The organism is Ornithinibacillus liuyingii (assembly GCF_055550225.1).
The window spans coordinates 16969-34067 of the sequence record NZ_JBPWOS010000003.1 but is presented as its reverse complement, the minus strand read 5'-3'; the positions used below and the strand labels follow the sequence as shown (position 1 = coordinate 34067).

Below are 17099 nucleotides of genomic sequence, written 5' to 3'. Positions count from 1 at the left end.
ATTGTGACAGGAACCATAAAATTTCCGTTTGGAAACTTTATGGTTCCTTTTATTTTAGGAAATTTTATGGTTCAATGCATTAATATCAAATTCAAGAAAAGCTTTTTATACGAGGGAAGAAACAGTTGTTTCTTCCTTTTTTATTTATTGGTTATTTTTAGTATAATGTTGTCGATAACTGTATAATTAATTTGATTTGTTATATTTTGAGTTAATTTTATATATCAAAGGATGAGCAAAGTTGAAGATCGATAATCACATTGAATTGTTTCGGAAGTTATACTCTTTTCAGAAAGAAGCGCTACTTACAATTGAAAAATATCTTAAAAGCAAAAGTAACAAAAATGCTCTCATAAAGCTACCGACTGGAACTGGAAAAACAATAATTATTGCTTATATCTCTAACTATTATAAAAAGCATAAAAATATATTGATTGTATCTCCTTCTAAAGGCATCACAGACCAGTTGACAGAAGAGTTGAAAGATAAAATTATTTCAAAGTTTGAACTAAAGGCACCTTTTAAGAATGTAGAAAAACTATATCCAAGTAACATAAATGATTTGTTAAAAACTAAAAAAAGTACCATTTATATTTGCACTGCAAAAACCATTAATGATATTAGAGAAAAACACTTTAAGGATTTTGAAAAATTAAAGGAAAAAATAAGCTTGGTAATTTTTGATGAGGGACATAGAGAACCCGCTAAAAAATGGCAGCAAACTATTCGAGCTTTAAATAAAAAGGTTATATTATTTACCGCAACTCCTTTAAGAAACGATAATAATAACTTTTATCTAGATAAAAAATTTGTTTATAATTATTCATTTCAAAGAGCAATTGAAGAAAATAGAATTAGAAGCCCAAGATTTATCAAATATCAGGGAGTTAATTCCTTAGAGGAATTTTTAAATAAAGTTGTACATTTAACAAAACAAATGGAAGAAAAAAATAACAAAAAAATCAAAACAATAATTAGATTTAAAGATGTATCTGAAATTTTAAAAGCTAAAGATTATTTAAATAAAAAAGGTGAAACCGTAACAGCAATTCATGATACGTTTAAAACTGATGTTGTTGCTGGCCTTTTTAAAAACGTACCTAATACTAAAGAAATTCCTTCCACATTCTGGATACATCAAAATAAACTTATTGAAGGTATTGATGATAACGATTTTTCATTATTGGCTATTTACGACTCTTTTAACGATGTAAGATCACTAATTCAACAAGTTGGGCGTATAATTCGGAAAAATGATTTAGTTTCGGAGAGTTTAGTGATATATAGAGAGGGCAGTGTAAATCAAGAAAAGTTATTTAAAGAATATTTAAATTACGAATCTAAATTAAATGAAGAATTAGATTTGATTAACTTTAATTATGACGATTATTTTAATAAAATAACTTCTTATCTACCGAATGTTATGCATATAAATAATAGGTTTTTAGAAAAAGTAAATTATTTAAAATCTGAATTAGATGAAGAACTAATAGACAATTTCCGATTACCATTACAAACAAATGTATTCTATATTGAAGAGCCACTTGAAGGAATCGATAATTACTATACATATATATTAAATAATCTTATTAATGGTTATAACGCTAAGGTTATATATGAACTAAAAAATTCTAATATATTTACAATTGTTGTTCTGTATTCTATTTTTAGAAGTTCTCCTTATTTAGTAAATAATTATTTCATTGAACCGAAATTGGGAATAAGCGTGTTGAAGATTAATGAGGAATTACTTTTTTATTATGATAGTAATAATATTATACCTAATGAAATACATGAAAAATATAAAAGGATTCCAGCAGATAGATTACAAAAATTATTCGATAATAACACAACTTTTAAAGAGTTAACAATTAATAATGGATTTATTTCAGATAATATAAAACGGGAAAAGTTGTCTTCTGAAAATATGGGGGCTGTTTCTCCTACTATTACTGATAAATATAAATTCTTAACAACTGTTTATGGAGTAAGTAATGGACATGATAATAAGGCAAGAGGAAGATATATAGGATTCAGCAATGCAAGAGTTTCTGATTCATCGAATTTATTTTATTTGAAAGAATATATTTCTTGGATTAATTATTTATCAAAAAAACTAAAATTAGCAACGATTAAACCTTCAATATTTAAGAGATATGGTTCGAAAGCTAATACTCCCGATGTAATAGAACCAATAAATATTTTAATTGATATTGAAGAGTCTAAAAGGGAGAAAATTTATGATGTTAAGAATAGTAGTTTATTCTTAGAAAAGCTAATCTTTGATATTGAAAATTGGAAGTTTAATATAGAAGTTAATGAAAAAAGTTATGAAATTGAAGTTGAATTTGATGATTCGAAACACAATTATAAATTAAAAAAAATTGGAAACTGGAATCTGTATATAATTATTGATGATAAAAAGGAAGATTTAATCACCTATTTAAACAAACTTCAGAACTTCCAAATATTAACCAAGGATTGTAAATCTGTTTATTGTAAAGGAGATTTTTATGAGATTGGAATTAAAGATGATGATAATAGATTACTGGATATACTTGTAGAATTTAAAACAAAGAAGGGTATTAAAAAACTTAACGAAAAAGGAAAGTTTTATAGAGATAAGAAAGATAGATTAAGAATAACTAAACCAAAATGGGATTATAACTCATTATTTTATTTGGTTTCTAATTATGCAAGAAATTTAGATCTTACAAATAAAGGCTCTCAAGAAATATCCCGTATTATAAGAAATCTAGACTATTTGATTTGTACAGATTTACAATCTGAAATTGCAGATTTTATAGGATTAAATGAAAAAAGTAAGTCGATTTATTTTATTCATTGTAAGGCCAGTAATAAAAAATTATCTGCATCTGCATTTCAGGATGTATGTGGTCAAATAATTAAGAATTTAGATTATGTAAATCCTTTAAGTAATAGGAAGCCAAAAGATTTAAATAATTGGGATAAGGATTGGGATGTTGATAGTTACTGTGTAAAGACTAACAGAATTATTGTTAATACCGGGAAAAAACATCCTGAAAAAATATGGGAAAAAATCAAAAGGATTTCACGGGATCAGGATTCAAATGTTTATGTTTGGGCATTGCTAGGTGATATGTTTTCATTGCAAGAATACCAAAAAGAAAAGCAAAACGGTAGGATTCCAAAACCGGAGATTATACAAATAGAATATTTATTAATGTCCACATGGGCAGCAGTTCAAAACTCTAATGCAAAATTTAAGATTTATTTTAATCAAATAAGTTAGTTCTTAGAAGAATAAAGAGAAAACAATATCTGTGTAGAAACATAATGGTTTATTTCGTAAATTCATACATAGGTTTGCAATTTTTAGGGAATTTATGCTTTAAAAGGGTATTTTAATTCAAATAAGTCATTAGAATGTGGTCAATTTAGCGAAAAATAATTGTGTGATAAGGGCATTACCTACAATAGTGTAATGTCCTTTCTTTTTTATAGTGATACCAGTGTTTGTTAATTTTCATTTTTACTGACCTTAAATAAACCTTTCCTTAAAATTCAACAAATTATTCTATTAAACGATATAATAAAAATAAAAGAAAATCAGAAGAGGGGGAAAATTATGTGTGCAATTAAATCACCATATATTTCTAGAGTAAAAATAAAAAATTTTAGGAACTTTAAGGATATCGATGTTAATTTAAGTCATAAGCAAGTTATCATTGGTGAAAATAATGTAGGAAAAACAAATTTTTTAAGAGCGATTCAATTAATCTTGGATCCTAAACTATCTGATGAAGATCGTTATTTAAACGAATCAGATTTTTTTGATGGATTAGATAATCCAATGAAAAATGGTGAAATAGTCGAAGTTATGATTGAAATTCGAGGTTATGAACACAATACAACAGTTTTATCAATGTTGTCTGATGCAACAATTTCAGATAAACCACCGACGTTACGTTTAACTTATCTATTCTTTCCTTCTCCTGAAACTAATGAGTATTTATATACAATTTTTCAAGGTAATCGTCCAGAAGTACAGTTTACACATAATCATAGAAAGTATTTGAATATTAAAGTTATTAATGCTATACGCGATGTTGAAAGTGAAATGAGGAATTCAAGAAAATCACCGATAAATAATTTGTTAAAGCAATATGAAATTGATAAAAATGAATTGGAAGATATTGCTCTAAAACTAAAAGAACAAAGCAATGAAATATTATCAATTGATGAATTAATCGATCTTGAGAAGCAAATAAATAATAGATTCATTAATACACTAGGAAACGAATCCTTTTCTAAAGTTGCATTAGAAACAGTTGATGTCGATCCGAATAGAATTTTAAATACGTTAAAATTGATGATAGGTGAAGAAAAACAAAGACCAACTAGTGAGACAAGTCTTGGAATAAATAATATACTTTATATTTCTTTGATTCTATTATCTTTACAGGATAAAACCATTCCAACCTTATTGAAAAAAGAGATATATATGGAATTAAAGAGAGAAAATGAAAGTGAAATATTAGATGAATGTTATGAATCTACTTCTAAAGGTAATTATTTTTTGAAAGAAAATATAGAGGACCAACTAATTACTAAATTATATTCTTTTATGGATAAATTTCATTCGGCTAGTGAAGGTTTCACAATACTTGCGATTGAAGAACCAGAAGCACATTTACATCCCACATTTCAAAGAATCATTTACAAAGATGTAATGAAGAATAATACTTCAGTGTTAATGACAACACATTCACCATACATAACATCTGTTGCACCATTGAATTCTATTGTTCATTTACGAACAACTAAAAAAGGAACGATGATTAATACAACAGCTAACTTAGATTTATCAAATAAAGAAATGCAAGACCTTGAACGATATATTGATGTTAAACGAGGAGAAATATATTTCGGTAAGGGCGTAATATTAGTAGAAGGTATAGCTGAGGAGTATTTGATTCCTGCATTCGCAGAGAAACTAGGTATGCCTTTAGATTTAAAAGGTATTATCTGCTGTAATATCAATTCTACTAATTTTAAACCTTATGTAGCGTTTTTAGATTTACTAGGTATTCCGTATGTGTGCATTACAGATGGAGATTATTATGCTTGGGTAAAGGAAAAAGATGAACTGAAAAGAAAATATCATATGTTGGTTAACGACACGCACACTTCAAATGGATATTTAGGTTTAGAACGAATTGGAAATTTATTAATAGAATTGAAAAAAATAGATGATTCTAGCATACCAGAAGAACTTGATGAACAGGAGAAGCTTTTTGTAAAGAATGGAATGTTTGTTGGATACTATACAATTGAAGTAGACATAATGGATTCTTGTTCAAAATCCGAAGCAGGGAGAAATATTATTTGTAGTATATTTAATGAGTTAACTACAGGTGGAGAGCGGCAAAAAGAAAACTTTAAAAATGAACTAAATTCTGGAGATTACTGGGCTTGCTTGAGGAAAATTGAAAATAGTGACAATGAAATAGGAAAAGGTAGATATGCTCAAAGGCTATCACTAATGTGTATAAAAGAGCATATCCCATCTTATATTGAAGAAGCGATTTTTCAAATATATAGTAAAATAGATGAGGTAGAGTAATATGAATACAACCTACCTAAAAAAAATTGAGCAGATTAAAAATGATGAAGACCAGCTTAAAGCCTTTAATTCTAACGTCAGTACTGTTGTTAAAGCCGGACCCGGTAGTGGGAAAACTACAGTATTAACCTTGAAAATCATGAGGCTGTTGATTGAAAAGATTAAATATCCTAGAGGCTTAGCTTGTTTAACATATAATAGGGAAGCAGTGAAGGAGTTTACGAATAGACTGTTTGATTTAGGGTATGTAAAAAGAAGCAATGTTTTCTTAGGAACTGTACATGCATTTTGTATTGCAGAGGTAATTAGTCCATTTGCTCATTTATATAATTATGAAATTCCTTTGCCATTAAAAATTGTATCAGAAAAAGAAAAGAATCAACTTTTTAATGATATAGTTAGAGAACTAAATTATAATCCAAAAGATATTAAAATTCTTGATATGGACAAGGAAAGAACTTTAAGTATTGAAGGTATTAGTTCAGTTACAGTTGAACCTTACGATATTGCACTAAAAGCTGCTAAAGAATATGAAAAGCGTCTTCATGCTATGGGGAAAGTTGACTTTATTGATATTGTCAAATATGCAACATTACTAATACAAAAAGAGGAATATGTAAGAAAATGCTTAGAGGCCAAATTTCCTTGGATACTAATTGATGAGTATCAAGATTTAGGTAAACCATTACATGAAATGGTGCTTTCTCTATTCCATAAAACAAATATTAAAATTTTTGCAGTAGGTGATCCGGACCAATCTATATACGGATTTAACGGTGCAATACCTGACTACTTAAATGAACTCTATCTAAATCCTAATATTATGCCAATAGAATTAAGAACAAATTATAGAAGCCATCAAGATATTATTAATGCATCAGTTCTAGGACTAAATCAAGGACGAGAGTATGTATCAGGGAAATCATTTGATAAAGAGGCAGAATTTTACTTTGTCACCTGTGAAGAAGAATTGGATGATCAATATGAAGAGGTTGTCAAAAGGATCATTCCTGATTGTCAGCAGGAAGGCATTCCTTTAGAAGAGATTTGTGTTCTAGTCCAAGGTGAAAAGCAAATAAAGGCTTTAAGCAGTATTTTAGATAAAAGAGGCATCCCATTTTATATATCAAAATTTGACTTTAATAGAAGTGATATAGTTAATTGGTTAGAAAAATGTGCTTCTTGGGTAACAACAAATTCAAATGAATCATTTAATAATCTGGTTGATTACTGGATCCAAGTACTCACTAAAAATAATCAATTTATATCTTCAGAAAGAGTGATTAAGGAAAGAAAGAGACTGTATTCTCTATTAGAAAACAGCGCTAAATACAATCAGTCTTTGTATGAATGGTTAAAATATATGATATCCAATTTAGATTTATTTAATATTCTAAATGAATCCGATATTTATCCTGACGAGGTAAATAATTTAAAAACATTATTAAATGTTTCATTAAATGGAGATTTTCAAGGCTACGATATTACAAGGTTTTCAAATCTTGGTAAGCCCCTAAATCAAGTAACAATTTCAACAAGACATAGTTCAAAAGGTCTTGAATTTGAGGTTGTAATAATGCTTGGTTTGGAAAAAGGAACTTTTCCTTACTATTTAAATGAAAATAATCCTGAAAAGTTAAATGAGGACCGCCGAGTGTTTTTTGTTTGTGTTTCACGTGCAAAACGTGTTTGTTATTTACTACGTTCAAAAAAATACACCCGGATGACTAAGTACGGTTTAAAAACATTTTATCCAAAACCATCTATGTTCTGGGAAGAATTATATCAAAACGAACACATCCAAAAATATGTATTAAATTGATATCAATGGAACATACAAAGATTAAAGTTTTTAAACTATTAATAGAAAATACAATAATCTTAATGATAATCTAGAAAATTGCCCGTTCTGTTTCAAATTGATTAAGTGAACTATAAAGCAACTGTAGAGATGCTTTTTGTTAATAATGCGACATGCCTTGATATTAATATCTAATAACTAAAAAATGGAAATCTATTCTAAACGATACTTGGGGGAGAGAAATTTTGGACGTACAAACGGTTTTTCAAAGTATTACTGAAGTCACAAATATGAATCCTTTAGAAGTCACCGTTTGGTTAATAATTGTAGCTTTATTTGTATGGTTTTATAAGGAGTTTAAAGTACAATATCAAAAAAATAAGGACTTAAAAACTGCTAAAACTAATATATCTATGACAAATATAAGTAAGGCCTTAGCTATTGCCTATCAATACAAATCTGACATTACTAAAGGGCAGGAATTTTTCTTAGCCGTATTTGATTGTTTTCCATTATTGGATTCATCGGATATTAGAGATATAAAGGAGATTATAAATGATAGTTCTTTACATGAAAAAGAAAAAATAGAGAAAATATCAGAAAAACTATATCAACAACTTCTTTATTATAGTGAGCAAAATAAGGAAATTAATGCTGTTAAGTCTGGAATGGAAATATTAGACTATGGCTTTAATAAGCTAAAGGATATTGTATTTCCGATTGGACAAGCTTTTTTTACTCTATTTGTAGCTTTGGTAAGTTTTATCTTAATATCAAGCGGTGAGAACATTTTACTTAGTTTTATAAGATTTACAGCGATGCTGTTTCTACTCATATTTACTGTAGGTTTCATTGATTTTTTCTTAAAGAAAAAGCTAAAGAAGAATAGTATTACCTCTATTATTTTAATTTTCATTTCTTTATTATTTTTAATCTTTCAATATAACCAGTTAACCGTTATTGTTTTTCTAGTGATTTTTGTTATTTCCTTAATATGCTTTTTTAAATTTGGTCTGAAATGGTAAGGGTTTAATAAGTAAGTCTTAAAGTAAGGTAATGGACTAAATAGCAGATTTTATAAATACTGATGCTAGTATAGCCTTAAAGCCCATCAAGATTATTTAGTTAAAATAAGGACTTAATATAAACTTCTATTAGAAGAGTAAAGTTAGTTTAAAGCGGAAATACATTTCTTTATAAATCTCTTAATTAGAAATATTAAGGTTCGTCTCCTAATATATGAGCTAATATAAGTATAGAGGTGTTGAAATGAATACAGTTGTTTTTCCAAAAGACATAACAGATTCTATGAGAACCTGCATCTTATCTATATTTTGGCCTAAAAAAGATATTATTGATTTTTTTATTAATAATGGTTGTACAAAAAATGACCTGAAAAATGTGAATGAAAGTTTAAACAGATCTCAAATAATTGATATGGTTTTTGGTAATCTGAATAACCGTGTCGATGGTGGGATAGGGCAATATAGAAGTATGATTCAAGCACTAGTTGATTGGAATCATTTTGACCCATACTTTTTTAATAAGTTGAAAAAGTTAGATGAAAGTGAAGCTAAAAGAAATATTAATCATTTAAAACAGTTACAAGAAATAAGGGATTCTAAGTTAAAGAAACAAAGAGAAGTCCGTGAGAGAAAGGAAAAGGAATTTTACACGAGGAAAAATACACTAAAAGAGTTACATAATCAGTTCATAAATCTTTATCAAGGTAAGGATTCATCCGGTAAAAGTATCTCACTACAACAAAGGGGATATTTACTAGAGACTTTTTTGAAAAGTCTATCAATCTATGAATCTCTAACTGTATCTGATCCTATCAAGCTTAGAGGTGAACAGATTGATGGAACTATAAAGTTTGATGGAGAAAACTATATCTTGGAAGCGAAATGGCAAGATAATTTAACCGCATCTGATGCTTTATATCAATTTGCACATAAAGTTGAAGGTAAATTATATGGGAGAGGGATATTTATTTCAATAAATGGATTTTCAAATGATTCAGTTGATGCTTTAGTAAGAGGGAAGGCATTAAATACAATTTTAATTGATGGATCTGACATAATCCTTGTATTAGAAGGCTTGTTTACCTTTAAAGAAATTCTTGACCGAAAAATTAAAGCAGCTCAAACAATGGGGAGGATTTACATTGATGTAAATACTATGAAGGATAAACTTACTTAAAGTTTCAATCTATAATGGTCATTAAAAGTAAAATTTATTAAATCTAAAAACCCAAGAAATGTTAAGAATTTAGAATTCTTGGGTTTTTTCCTTTTTTCACCTATCCAGCGGATATACCAATTTTCGGACCTCTCTTTTTAATTATTCATATTCGGATAATTCCTCATAATGTATTTCGGCTGGATTTGAACCATAAATACGTTTAGCATAGTCTAACCCGCCATCTATACCTACTGCACCGCACTTACATTTTTGAAAGTCATTTGTACTTTTCGATTCAATAATATCATCACAATGTTTGCAACGAATTCGGTTTCTCTTTAATTTCTTTTGCATTCTCAAACTGCCTTTCCTTATAAGATTTTAGTTTAATATATTGTTAAAATTATAAATGATGTATGTATTTATACTGTATCACATGAATGTATATAGAAATCAATTGATTATGTTAGGGTAGCATGTTGTGCGTGAGTAATACAACAGGTATTCAACAATGAGGTTATATTTTCTTAATTAACATTTCACTAGTAAATTCAATTCTTCAGCAAATTGACAATTAACTTTTATGGACATATGTCCTTTCTGTTATTATTGAAATGAAGTATATTGATAATGTGAGACTGGAGTTTGATTTCATTGAATCTTTTGAATGATACGGATGCAATTGCACAATACATAAAGCAAATTTATAAAAAGTTTCCTATAGAAACAGATGTCCTTGAATGGCGATCCTTTTCTCCGGGAGAATGTATTTATGAACAAGGTTTTACATTGCCTTTTCTATCTTTTTTAGTAAAGGGAAAGGTAAAAATTTATACCACTTCAAAAGAAGGAAAACAATTGATTGTTACATTTAACAAACCACTTGAACTATTTGGTGATTTAGAGCTTGTACAACAAGTTGATACAATACATACCGTAGAAGCAGTGACACCAGTTCATATCGCTGTAATACCATTAAGATTGGCACGTATCTGGCGAGAAAATCCAACCTTTAATGAATTATTGCTACAATCAATAAGTCGAAAATTTTTAACGAAATCATCGATCCTCTCTTTTAATTTGTTACATGAAGCAGATGTAAGGCTAGCTAGCTATTTAACATCCATTTCCCATGATGAGCAAGGAGCTTTTATTAACCCATTAATACCAAAGAGCGAATTGAAGATGATTGCTGAATTTATAGGGATAACAGTTAGGCACCAAAATCGATGTATCCAATCATTTGAGAGGTGCGGTATTATCAAGCGGGTACCGGGATTTATCGAAATCATAGACTCGAAACAATTATTAAAATATGCGAAACAAAATATATATGAAATGCAGTAGGAGCTGATTAATTATGAAAGCAATTATTTTTGATTTTGATGGTACATTAGCCGATTCTGGGGAATGTGGTTTTTTGGCTACACAGAAGGCATTTAAAGAATGCGAATTGCCCATTCCGACCAAAAAAGAGGTCGATTATTATATGGGGATTCCGATTGAACAATCTTTTCATGAAATGACAAGTCATACTTTGAACGAGGATCAATTTACTAAGCTATTACAACTTTTTCGCCAAGCTTATAAAACATTTGAGGAACAAACCATTACCGCTTTCCCACATATAGATGAAGTATTAAGCACTTTGCGTAAGCAAGGCTTATTACTATTTGTTGTTTCAAGTAAAAAGACAGATGTATTATATAGAAACTTACAAAAGCTACAGTTAGAACATTTTTTTACAGACTGGATCGGTTCCGATCAAGTAGAGCATTACAAACCACATCCAGATGGTATCTTAAAAATTGTTGAGCGATATTCGTTAAAAGTTACAGAATGCGCTATGGTTGGCGATGCGATTTTCGATATAAAAATGGGGAAAGCTGCAGGCTGTGAAACAGTAGCAGTAAATTGGGGTAGTCATTCCAAGGAACAATTGCTAAAAGAAGAACCGAGCTTTTTCGCTCATGAAGTAAAAGATTTATACCATTTAACAAATTTGAAATCAGTTGGGATGTAATTATTCAAAATACTCTTCAACAATCGGAGGGCGATTCTTCAAAACGAAGCAAAGGATCGCTTATCATTTATAGTAAATTGCGGGCAGGTTAATGTAACAAACATATATAAAGAAAAGGAGTTTAAATTGGATTGTTGCTTTTTTTAGAGATTCATTGTAATATTATATAAAAATCTAATTAGTTTGAAATATATTAGGCACTGATAAGGACATGAGTTACTTTTACGGTTTTCAGAGAGGGAAGAATATGCTGTGATCTTCCTAACTTAGGAAAGTAATTTACCACCTTTGAGCTGTATTGGTGAACCAAAGTATCCAATACCGTCTATGCTACGTTACAGCACCAAAGCCATACGTTATTGTTATATAACTTATGGGAAATTGGGTGGAACCACGAGTAAAACGCACTCGTCCCTTGTTATAGGGATGTGTGCGTTTTTTTATTTTACAATCATAAAAATAAAATTATTGCGATGATAAGGACATGAATTACTTTTACAGTTTCCAGAGAGGGAAGAATATTGCTGCGATCTTCCTAACTTAGGGAAGTAATTTACCACCTTTGAGCTGTATTGGTGAACCGAAGTATCCAATACCGTTTATGCTACGTTACAGCACCAGAGCCATAAGAATATAATTTAACTTATGGGAATTTGGGTGGAACCACGGATAACACAACACATTCGTCCCTTTTTATTAGGGATGAGTGTGTTTTTTTATTTAACCAAATCATAAAGGAGTGTAATGACTATGAGTGAAAACATGATAAGAATTAAATTACCAGATGGGCAGGTAAAGGAATTTCCGGTAGGTACTACTGTAGCGAAGGTAGCCGAGGGAATTAGCTCAAGTTTAAGAAAAAAAGCAGTTGTAGGGAAAGTTAATGATCAACTTGTAGATTTGAGTTATGAATTAAAAAAGGATGCAAGCCTTTCTATTTTAACTCTTGATTCTGAAGAGGGGTTAAATGTATTACGTCATACATCAGCACACGTTTTAGCACAAGCGGTCAAAAGATTATATGGCAATGCAAGATTGGGTATAGGTCCTGTTATTGAGGATGGGTTTTACTATGATTTGAAGTTAGAGCAAAGTTTGAATTTAGATGAATTAAATGCTATTGAAAACGAGATGAAAAAAATCATTAGTGAAAATTACAAAATCCAAAGAATCGAGGTTTCTTACGAAGAAGCCGAAAGTATATTTGTAGAAAACGATGAGCCATATAAAATTGAAATATTAAAAGGGCTTCCTAAAGATGAAAAAATTACTTTATATAAACAAGCAGAATTCATTGATCTTTGCCGTGGTCCGCATTTGCCCACTACAGGTTTAATAAAAGCAATCAAACTAACACGAGTTTCAGGTGCTTATTGGCGAGGTGATAGTAATAATGATGTTTTGCAACGAGTCTACGGAGTTGCGTTTAAAACTAAAAAGGATCTGGATGAACATTTGAGCTTTCTGGCTGAAGCAGAAAAGCGAGATCATCGTAAGTTAGGAAAACAACTAGAATTATTTATGTTCTCAGAGGAAGCACCGGGAATGCCTTTTTATTTGTCCAAAGGACAAATTGTAAGGAATGAATTAGAAAAGTTCTCTAGGGAAGTACAAAGTAGTGCTTTTTACGATGAAGTTCGTACACCTTACATGATGAATCAGAAACTATGGGAGAAATCAGGTCATTGGGATCACTATCATGAAAATATGTATTTTTCGGACGTAGATAACACAAAATTTGCTTTAAAACCGATGAATTGTCCGGGACATATGCTCATATTTAAAAATAACCTCTACTCATATAGAGATTTACCCATCAGATTGGCAGAGTTTGGTCAAGTTCATCGTCATGAATATAGCGGAGCATTAAATGGGCTGCTTAGAGTTCGTACATTTTGCCAAGACGACGCTCACATATTCGTCAGAGAGGATCAAATTGAAAGTGAAATTACACAGGTATTTAGATTAATTGACAAAGTTTATCAAACTTTTGGTTTTGAATATTCGGTTGAACTTTCGACTCGTCCTGAAGATTCACTAGGTGATGATGCTCTTTGGGAGATTTCTGAAACAGCATTAAGAAATGTGCTTGATAATCTTAATATTGATTATCAATTAAATGAAGGGGACGGGGCATTTTATGGTCCAAAGATTGATTTCCATATAAAGGATGCTTTGAAACGAAGTCATCAATGTGGAACAATACAGCTTGATTTTCAAATGCCTGAAAAATTTGACCTTACTTATGTGAATGAAAGAAATGAAAAGGTTCGTCCAGTTGTCATACATCGTGCAATTTTTGGTTCAATTGATCGTTTCTTTGGAATTTTAATTGAGCATTTTGCAGGAGCTTTTCCGTTATGGTTGGCACCGATACAGGTACAGATAATACCTGTCTCACAAGTTCATATGGATTACAGTTTAAAAGTTCAAAGGGAACTTAACCTATTGGGTGTGAGAGTAAAAGTTGACAATCGTAATGAAAAACTTGGGTATAAAATAAGAGAAGCACAGATACAAAAGATACCTTACATTGTAGTTATAGGGGATAAAGAAATGAAAGAAGATACAATAAATATTAGAAAATACGGAGAACAGCAGTCAAAGAGTGAACTATTAGATGAATTTAAAGATAAGGTTATTCAACAAATAAAGGAACGTAGACTTTAACTCAACAAGGAAAAAAAAGATGACAGATGCAGAGTGGGCTTTGATTGTACATGGAGTTGCAATTTTGAAAGTGGATTTCTCTTCGTTTAAAGGGTTAGAATATCATTACAAATATGTTATAGAAATGGGAGAAAAATAAAACTGCAAAATATTAAATGATTATAAGGAATACAGTTTAGTTAGATATACCAGAATTACTGAAATAATATGTTTAATGAGGAATATAATTGGGGATTATGTATACTAATCGTTAATTAGTTGTCTTATGAATTGCAACTAGAATGACATTCATAAAATGTCTAAAGCATGAAAAAATCCAGCACTTGCTTTGAGTGTTGGATTTTTTCTTTTTCATAATTCCCAGTAGAGTGTGTGAGTGTCCACATACCTTTAGAATTCTTATAAATTCGGCAATTTATTCATTAAACAATTGTATAACATCATCTAAAACACCTTTTTTAAAATTTTTATCTAACAAACGTTCAATAACTGCTTCTAACGTTTGTCTTTGATAAATTTTAGTTAATGCTCTTATTATATTATCTATATCAATTGTTCCGTATCTATTTAAATGTTCTTTTATTAATGAAGCCTCACCGTCAGATAATATTAAAACATCTTCTACATCTTTAACTGAATTTCCCTTAACAAATAAAATTTCCGCTACACGCCTTTTTTCAATTGAACCCACAATATAATTTAACCAGTATAGCTGATTTTCCCTTAAAGTTGTTATATGTTGAAATTCCTCAAAAGATCCATGCTTAAAGATATGTTCAATATTCACTTTGTACACAACTCCTTATTTACCTCAATTTAATTGGAAAGTTAAAGTTGTTTAAGTATTAACAGTGTACATATTTGTATAACAGGCCCTCACAAAAAGTATAAAAATTTTTAGATGTCAACTTTTTATAATAAATTGATTTCATGATCCAGTAAAACAACTAAATATTGTTTATAGGGGAATCCAGTAGCAACACTCTTTGAGTAGATAGGAATTTCTTAGAATTGGAAACGGAAAAAAGGGGGGAAGTTTTAACTTCCTCCCTTTTTTGACTGAAAAATTGCACTAACAACAATATTATGATTTCCAAATAAATAACTATCCAAACATATAAGGATTAAATATACCCAGAATTTTGTATATTTAAGTCTTTCTCTAATACATAAACAATGTAAATCTTATCAAATAAAATGAATTTTAACTTTGAATATGACCATGAAACGACTGTTTATGACCATAAAATGACCTGTTAAGGAGGAACTGAATAACTGAAGATTTGATCTGTCAATAATGAAGATAATGAAAGGAATGAGGTGTATTCAGTGTATGAATTAAACCTTCACACAAGAAGTATTTTATACAATATTGAACCCATTGGTTTAGGTACAGGTCAAGTTGAAAGTCTAAGCAGTTATATAATTAGAGTAGCATGTGAACACAACATTAGAGTTGGCCATTTATTCAATAAGATGGTATTCCCACACATGAATAAAAATTATTTAGAAAGGAGTTCCAATTATGGCGGTAATCGCTTTTATGAAGGGGCAAAAACCATAAATGGATATATGGAAAATGCAATTGAAGTGGTTGGGATATTGGAAAAGCTAACCTCTAGAAATGACTTATCCAATCTAACTTTACTTAAATTAAAAGAATTTATATCCCTAAGAAATTTATTAAAGGATTCGCTTGCTTGGTGTCCTGACTGTATTAGAAATTGGAAGAATGATAAAAAGGTAATATATTACCCTCTAATATGGCTATTAAAACCGGTAAAGATTTGCAAAGAACATAATCGTTTTTTAATTGAACGATGTCATGTATGCAATAGAACTGTTGATATATTACGCAGACAGATGATTCCCGGCTATTGTCCTAACTGTTGCTCTATATTGTTCAAAGGTGATGAAACCAATAGATTTAATCAAGCAGAAATGAACTGGGAAATTTTTGTTTGTGAAAATATGGAAGAACTTCTTACGTTGAATCCAAATCAAATAGATATAAAGGGATTTAAACGTAGGTTTATAAATGAATTGAACTTTATAAATGAGGAATATTTCAAGAATAGTGTTGCAAGTTTTTCAAGATATCTAAATACTCCGAAGAGTACTCTCCGATACTGGTTAAATGGAATAAACTTCCCATCTATAGAAAATGTGCTAAAAGTTTGTTTTAAAATAAATAAAAAAATTTTAGATTTACTCTTAAAATCTAAGAAATTGGATGCTAATATATTTCAAATTAATGACAAGCAGGTCATTAATAATAAAACAAATCACACTCGAAAGCCACTTAATTATGATGTGATAGAGAAAAAAATGATAGAACTTTCGACAATGGAAACTCCTTTATCGATGAATTCTGTGGCAAAAATAGTTGGTAGAGATAGACGAGTGCTATACAGGAATTTTCCAGATCTTTGTAAACAAATATCGAAAAGATATAACGATTATATTAATGAAAGGTCAGAGCAAAGAATTAAAAGTTTAAAAGAACAAATTAAATTAGCCTTCAATGAATTAAGAAATGAAGGAATTTATCCAAGCCGCAGGAAAATTGAACAAAAGGTTAACAAGATAGGAGTTTTAAAAGAAAAGGTTTTGCAAGACTATTGGAAGGTTCTATTAATTCAAAGTGGTTATGAGGGGAAGAAAGGAAGGGAGTTTTTCAATGATGAGTCCTAGTGAGTTTGAAGAGTGGGCTGCAAGATTGAATTTAACGGAGGAGGCAAAATCCGAAATTCAACGGATAAGACAGTCCCCTCCGGAAAGACGGGTAGGGGGAGGTAGGTATAATGTTAGTG

The 17099-nt window shown here is 29.8% G+C and carries 11 protein-coding genes and 2 other annotated features; of the genes, 9 read left to right on the top strand and 2 right to left on the bottom strand.

The window, feature by feature from the left end; all coding sequences use genetic code 11:
• Positions 1–241 precede the first annotated feature (241 nt).
• From ACSKT4_RS04720 to ACSKT4_RS04700, 5 genes are all read left to right on the top strand, one after another.
• Positions 242–3274 (top strand): DEAD/DEAH box helicase, encoded by a 3033-nt coding sequence (locus ACSKT4_RS04720; protein WP_465822918.1) that lies wholly within the window; start codon positions 242–244, stop codon positions 3272–3274.
• A 336-nt stretch (positions 3275–3610) separates the two neighbouring features.
• Complete coding sequence (locus ACSKT4_RS04715) at positions 3611–5608, top strand: ATP-dependent nuclease (RefSeq protein WP_465822917.1); 1998 nt, start codon at positions 3611–3613, stop codon at positions 5606–5608.
• Position 5609: 1 nt separating this feature from the next.
• On the top strand, positions 5610–7430 hold the full coding sequence (locus ACSKT4_RS04710; protein WP_465822916.1) for an ATP-dependent helicase: 1821 nt from the start codon (positions 5610–5612) through the stop codon (positions 7428–7430).
• Between the two features lie 224 nt (positions 7431–7654).
• A complete protein-coding gene (locus ACSKT4_RS04705) occupies positions 7655–8434 on the top strand; it encodes a hypothetical protein (RefSeq protein ID WP_465822915.1) in 780 nt (259 codons plus the stop codon).
• Between the two features lie 244 nt (positions 8435–8678).
• A complete protein-coding gene (locus ACSKT4_RS04700) occupies positions 8679–9611 on the top strand; it encodes a restriction endonuclease (RefSeq protein WP_465822913.1) in 933 nt (310 codons plus the stop codon).
• Positions 9612–9752: 141 nt separating this feature from the next.
• Here the strand turns inward: ACSKT4_RS04700 and ACSKT4_RS04695 are convergent, their stop codons facing one another.
• Entirely contained in the window at positions 9753–9947 is a 195-nt protein-coding gene (locus ACSKT4_RS04695; RefSeq protein ID WP_465822912.1) for a DUF7695 domain-containing protein, read from the bottom strand.
• 300 nt (positions 9948–10247) lie between these two features.
• On the opposite strand from ACSKT4_RS04695, the gene ACSKT4_RS04690 reads away from it, so the two are divergent.
• The 3 genes from ACSKT4_RS04690 (at position 10248) to thrS (ending at position 14286) form a co-directional block, all read left to right on the top strand.
• Complete coding sequence (locus ACSKT4_RS04690) at positions 10248–10940, top strand: Crp/Fnr family transcriptional regulator (RefSeq protein ID WP_465822911.1); 693 nt, start codon at positions 10248–10250, stop codon at positions 10938–10940.
• 13 nt (positions 10941–10953) lie between these two features.
• Positions 10954–11616: an HAD family hydrolase gene (locus tag ACSKT4_RS04685; protein ID WP_465822910.1), complete on the top strand. Its 663-nt coding sequence runs from the start codon at positions 10954–10956 to the stop codon at positions 11614–11616.
• Positions 11617–11807: 191 nt separating this feature from the next.
• Positions 11808–12035 (top strand) — a binding site (T-box leader).
• 45 nt (positions 12036–12080) lie between these two features.
• Positions 12081–12310, top strand: a binding site (T-box leader).
• Between the two features lie 56 nt (positions 12311–12366).
• On the top strand, positions 12367–14286 hold the full coding sequence (gene thrS, locus ACSKT4_RS04680; RefSeq protein ID WP_465822909.1) for a threonine--tRNA ligase: 1920 nt from the start codon (positions 12367–12369) through the stop codon (positions 14284–14286).
• Between the two features lie 415 nt (positions 14287–14701).
• Here thrS and ACSKT4_RS04675 read toward each other — a convergent pair whose 3' ends face one another.
• On the bottom strand, positions 14702–15073 hold the full coding sequence (locus ACSKT4_RS04675; protein WP_465822908.1) for a hypothetical protein: 372 nt from the start codon (positions 15071–15073) through the stop codon (positions 14702–14704).
• Between the two features lie 542 nt (positions 15074–15615).
• On the opposite strand from ACSKT4_RS04675, the gene ACSKT4_RS04670 reads away from it, so the two are divergent.
• On the top strand, positions 15616–16980 hold the full coding sequence (locus tag ACSKT4_RS04670) for a TniQ family protein (protein WP_465822907.1): 1365 nt from the start codon (positions 15616–15618) through the stop codon (positions 16978–16980).
• Positions 16981–17099 lie beyond the last annotated feature (119 nt).

Excerpts from the sequence above, each read along its gene's own strand:
- ACSKT4_RS04685 (WP_465822910.1), top strand. The coding sequence starts at position 10,954 with ATGAAAGCAATTATTTTTGATTTTGATGGTACATTAGCCGATTCTGGG.
- thrS (WP_465822909.1), top strand. The coding sequence starts at position 12,367 with ATGAGTGAAAACATGATAAGAATTAAATTACCAGATGGGCAGGTAAAG.
- ACSKT4_RS04715 (WP_465822917.1), top strand. The coding sequence starts at position 3,611 with ATGTGTGCAATTAAATCACCATATATTTCTAGAGTAAAAATAAAAAAT.
- ACSKT4_RS04695 (WP_465822912.1), bottom strand. The coding sequence starts at position 9,947 with ATGCAAAAGAAATTAAAGAGAAACCGAATTCGTTGCAAACATTGTGAT.
- ACSKT4_RS04700 (WP_465822913.1), top strand. The coding sequence starts at position 8,679 with ATGAATACAGTTGTTTTTCCAAAAGACATAACAGATTCTATGAGAACC.
- ACSKT4_RS04710 (WP_465822916.1), top strand. The coding sequence starts at position 5,610 with ATGAATACAACCTACCTAAAAAAAATTGAGCAGATTAAAAATGATGAA.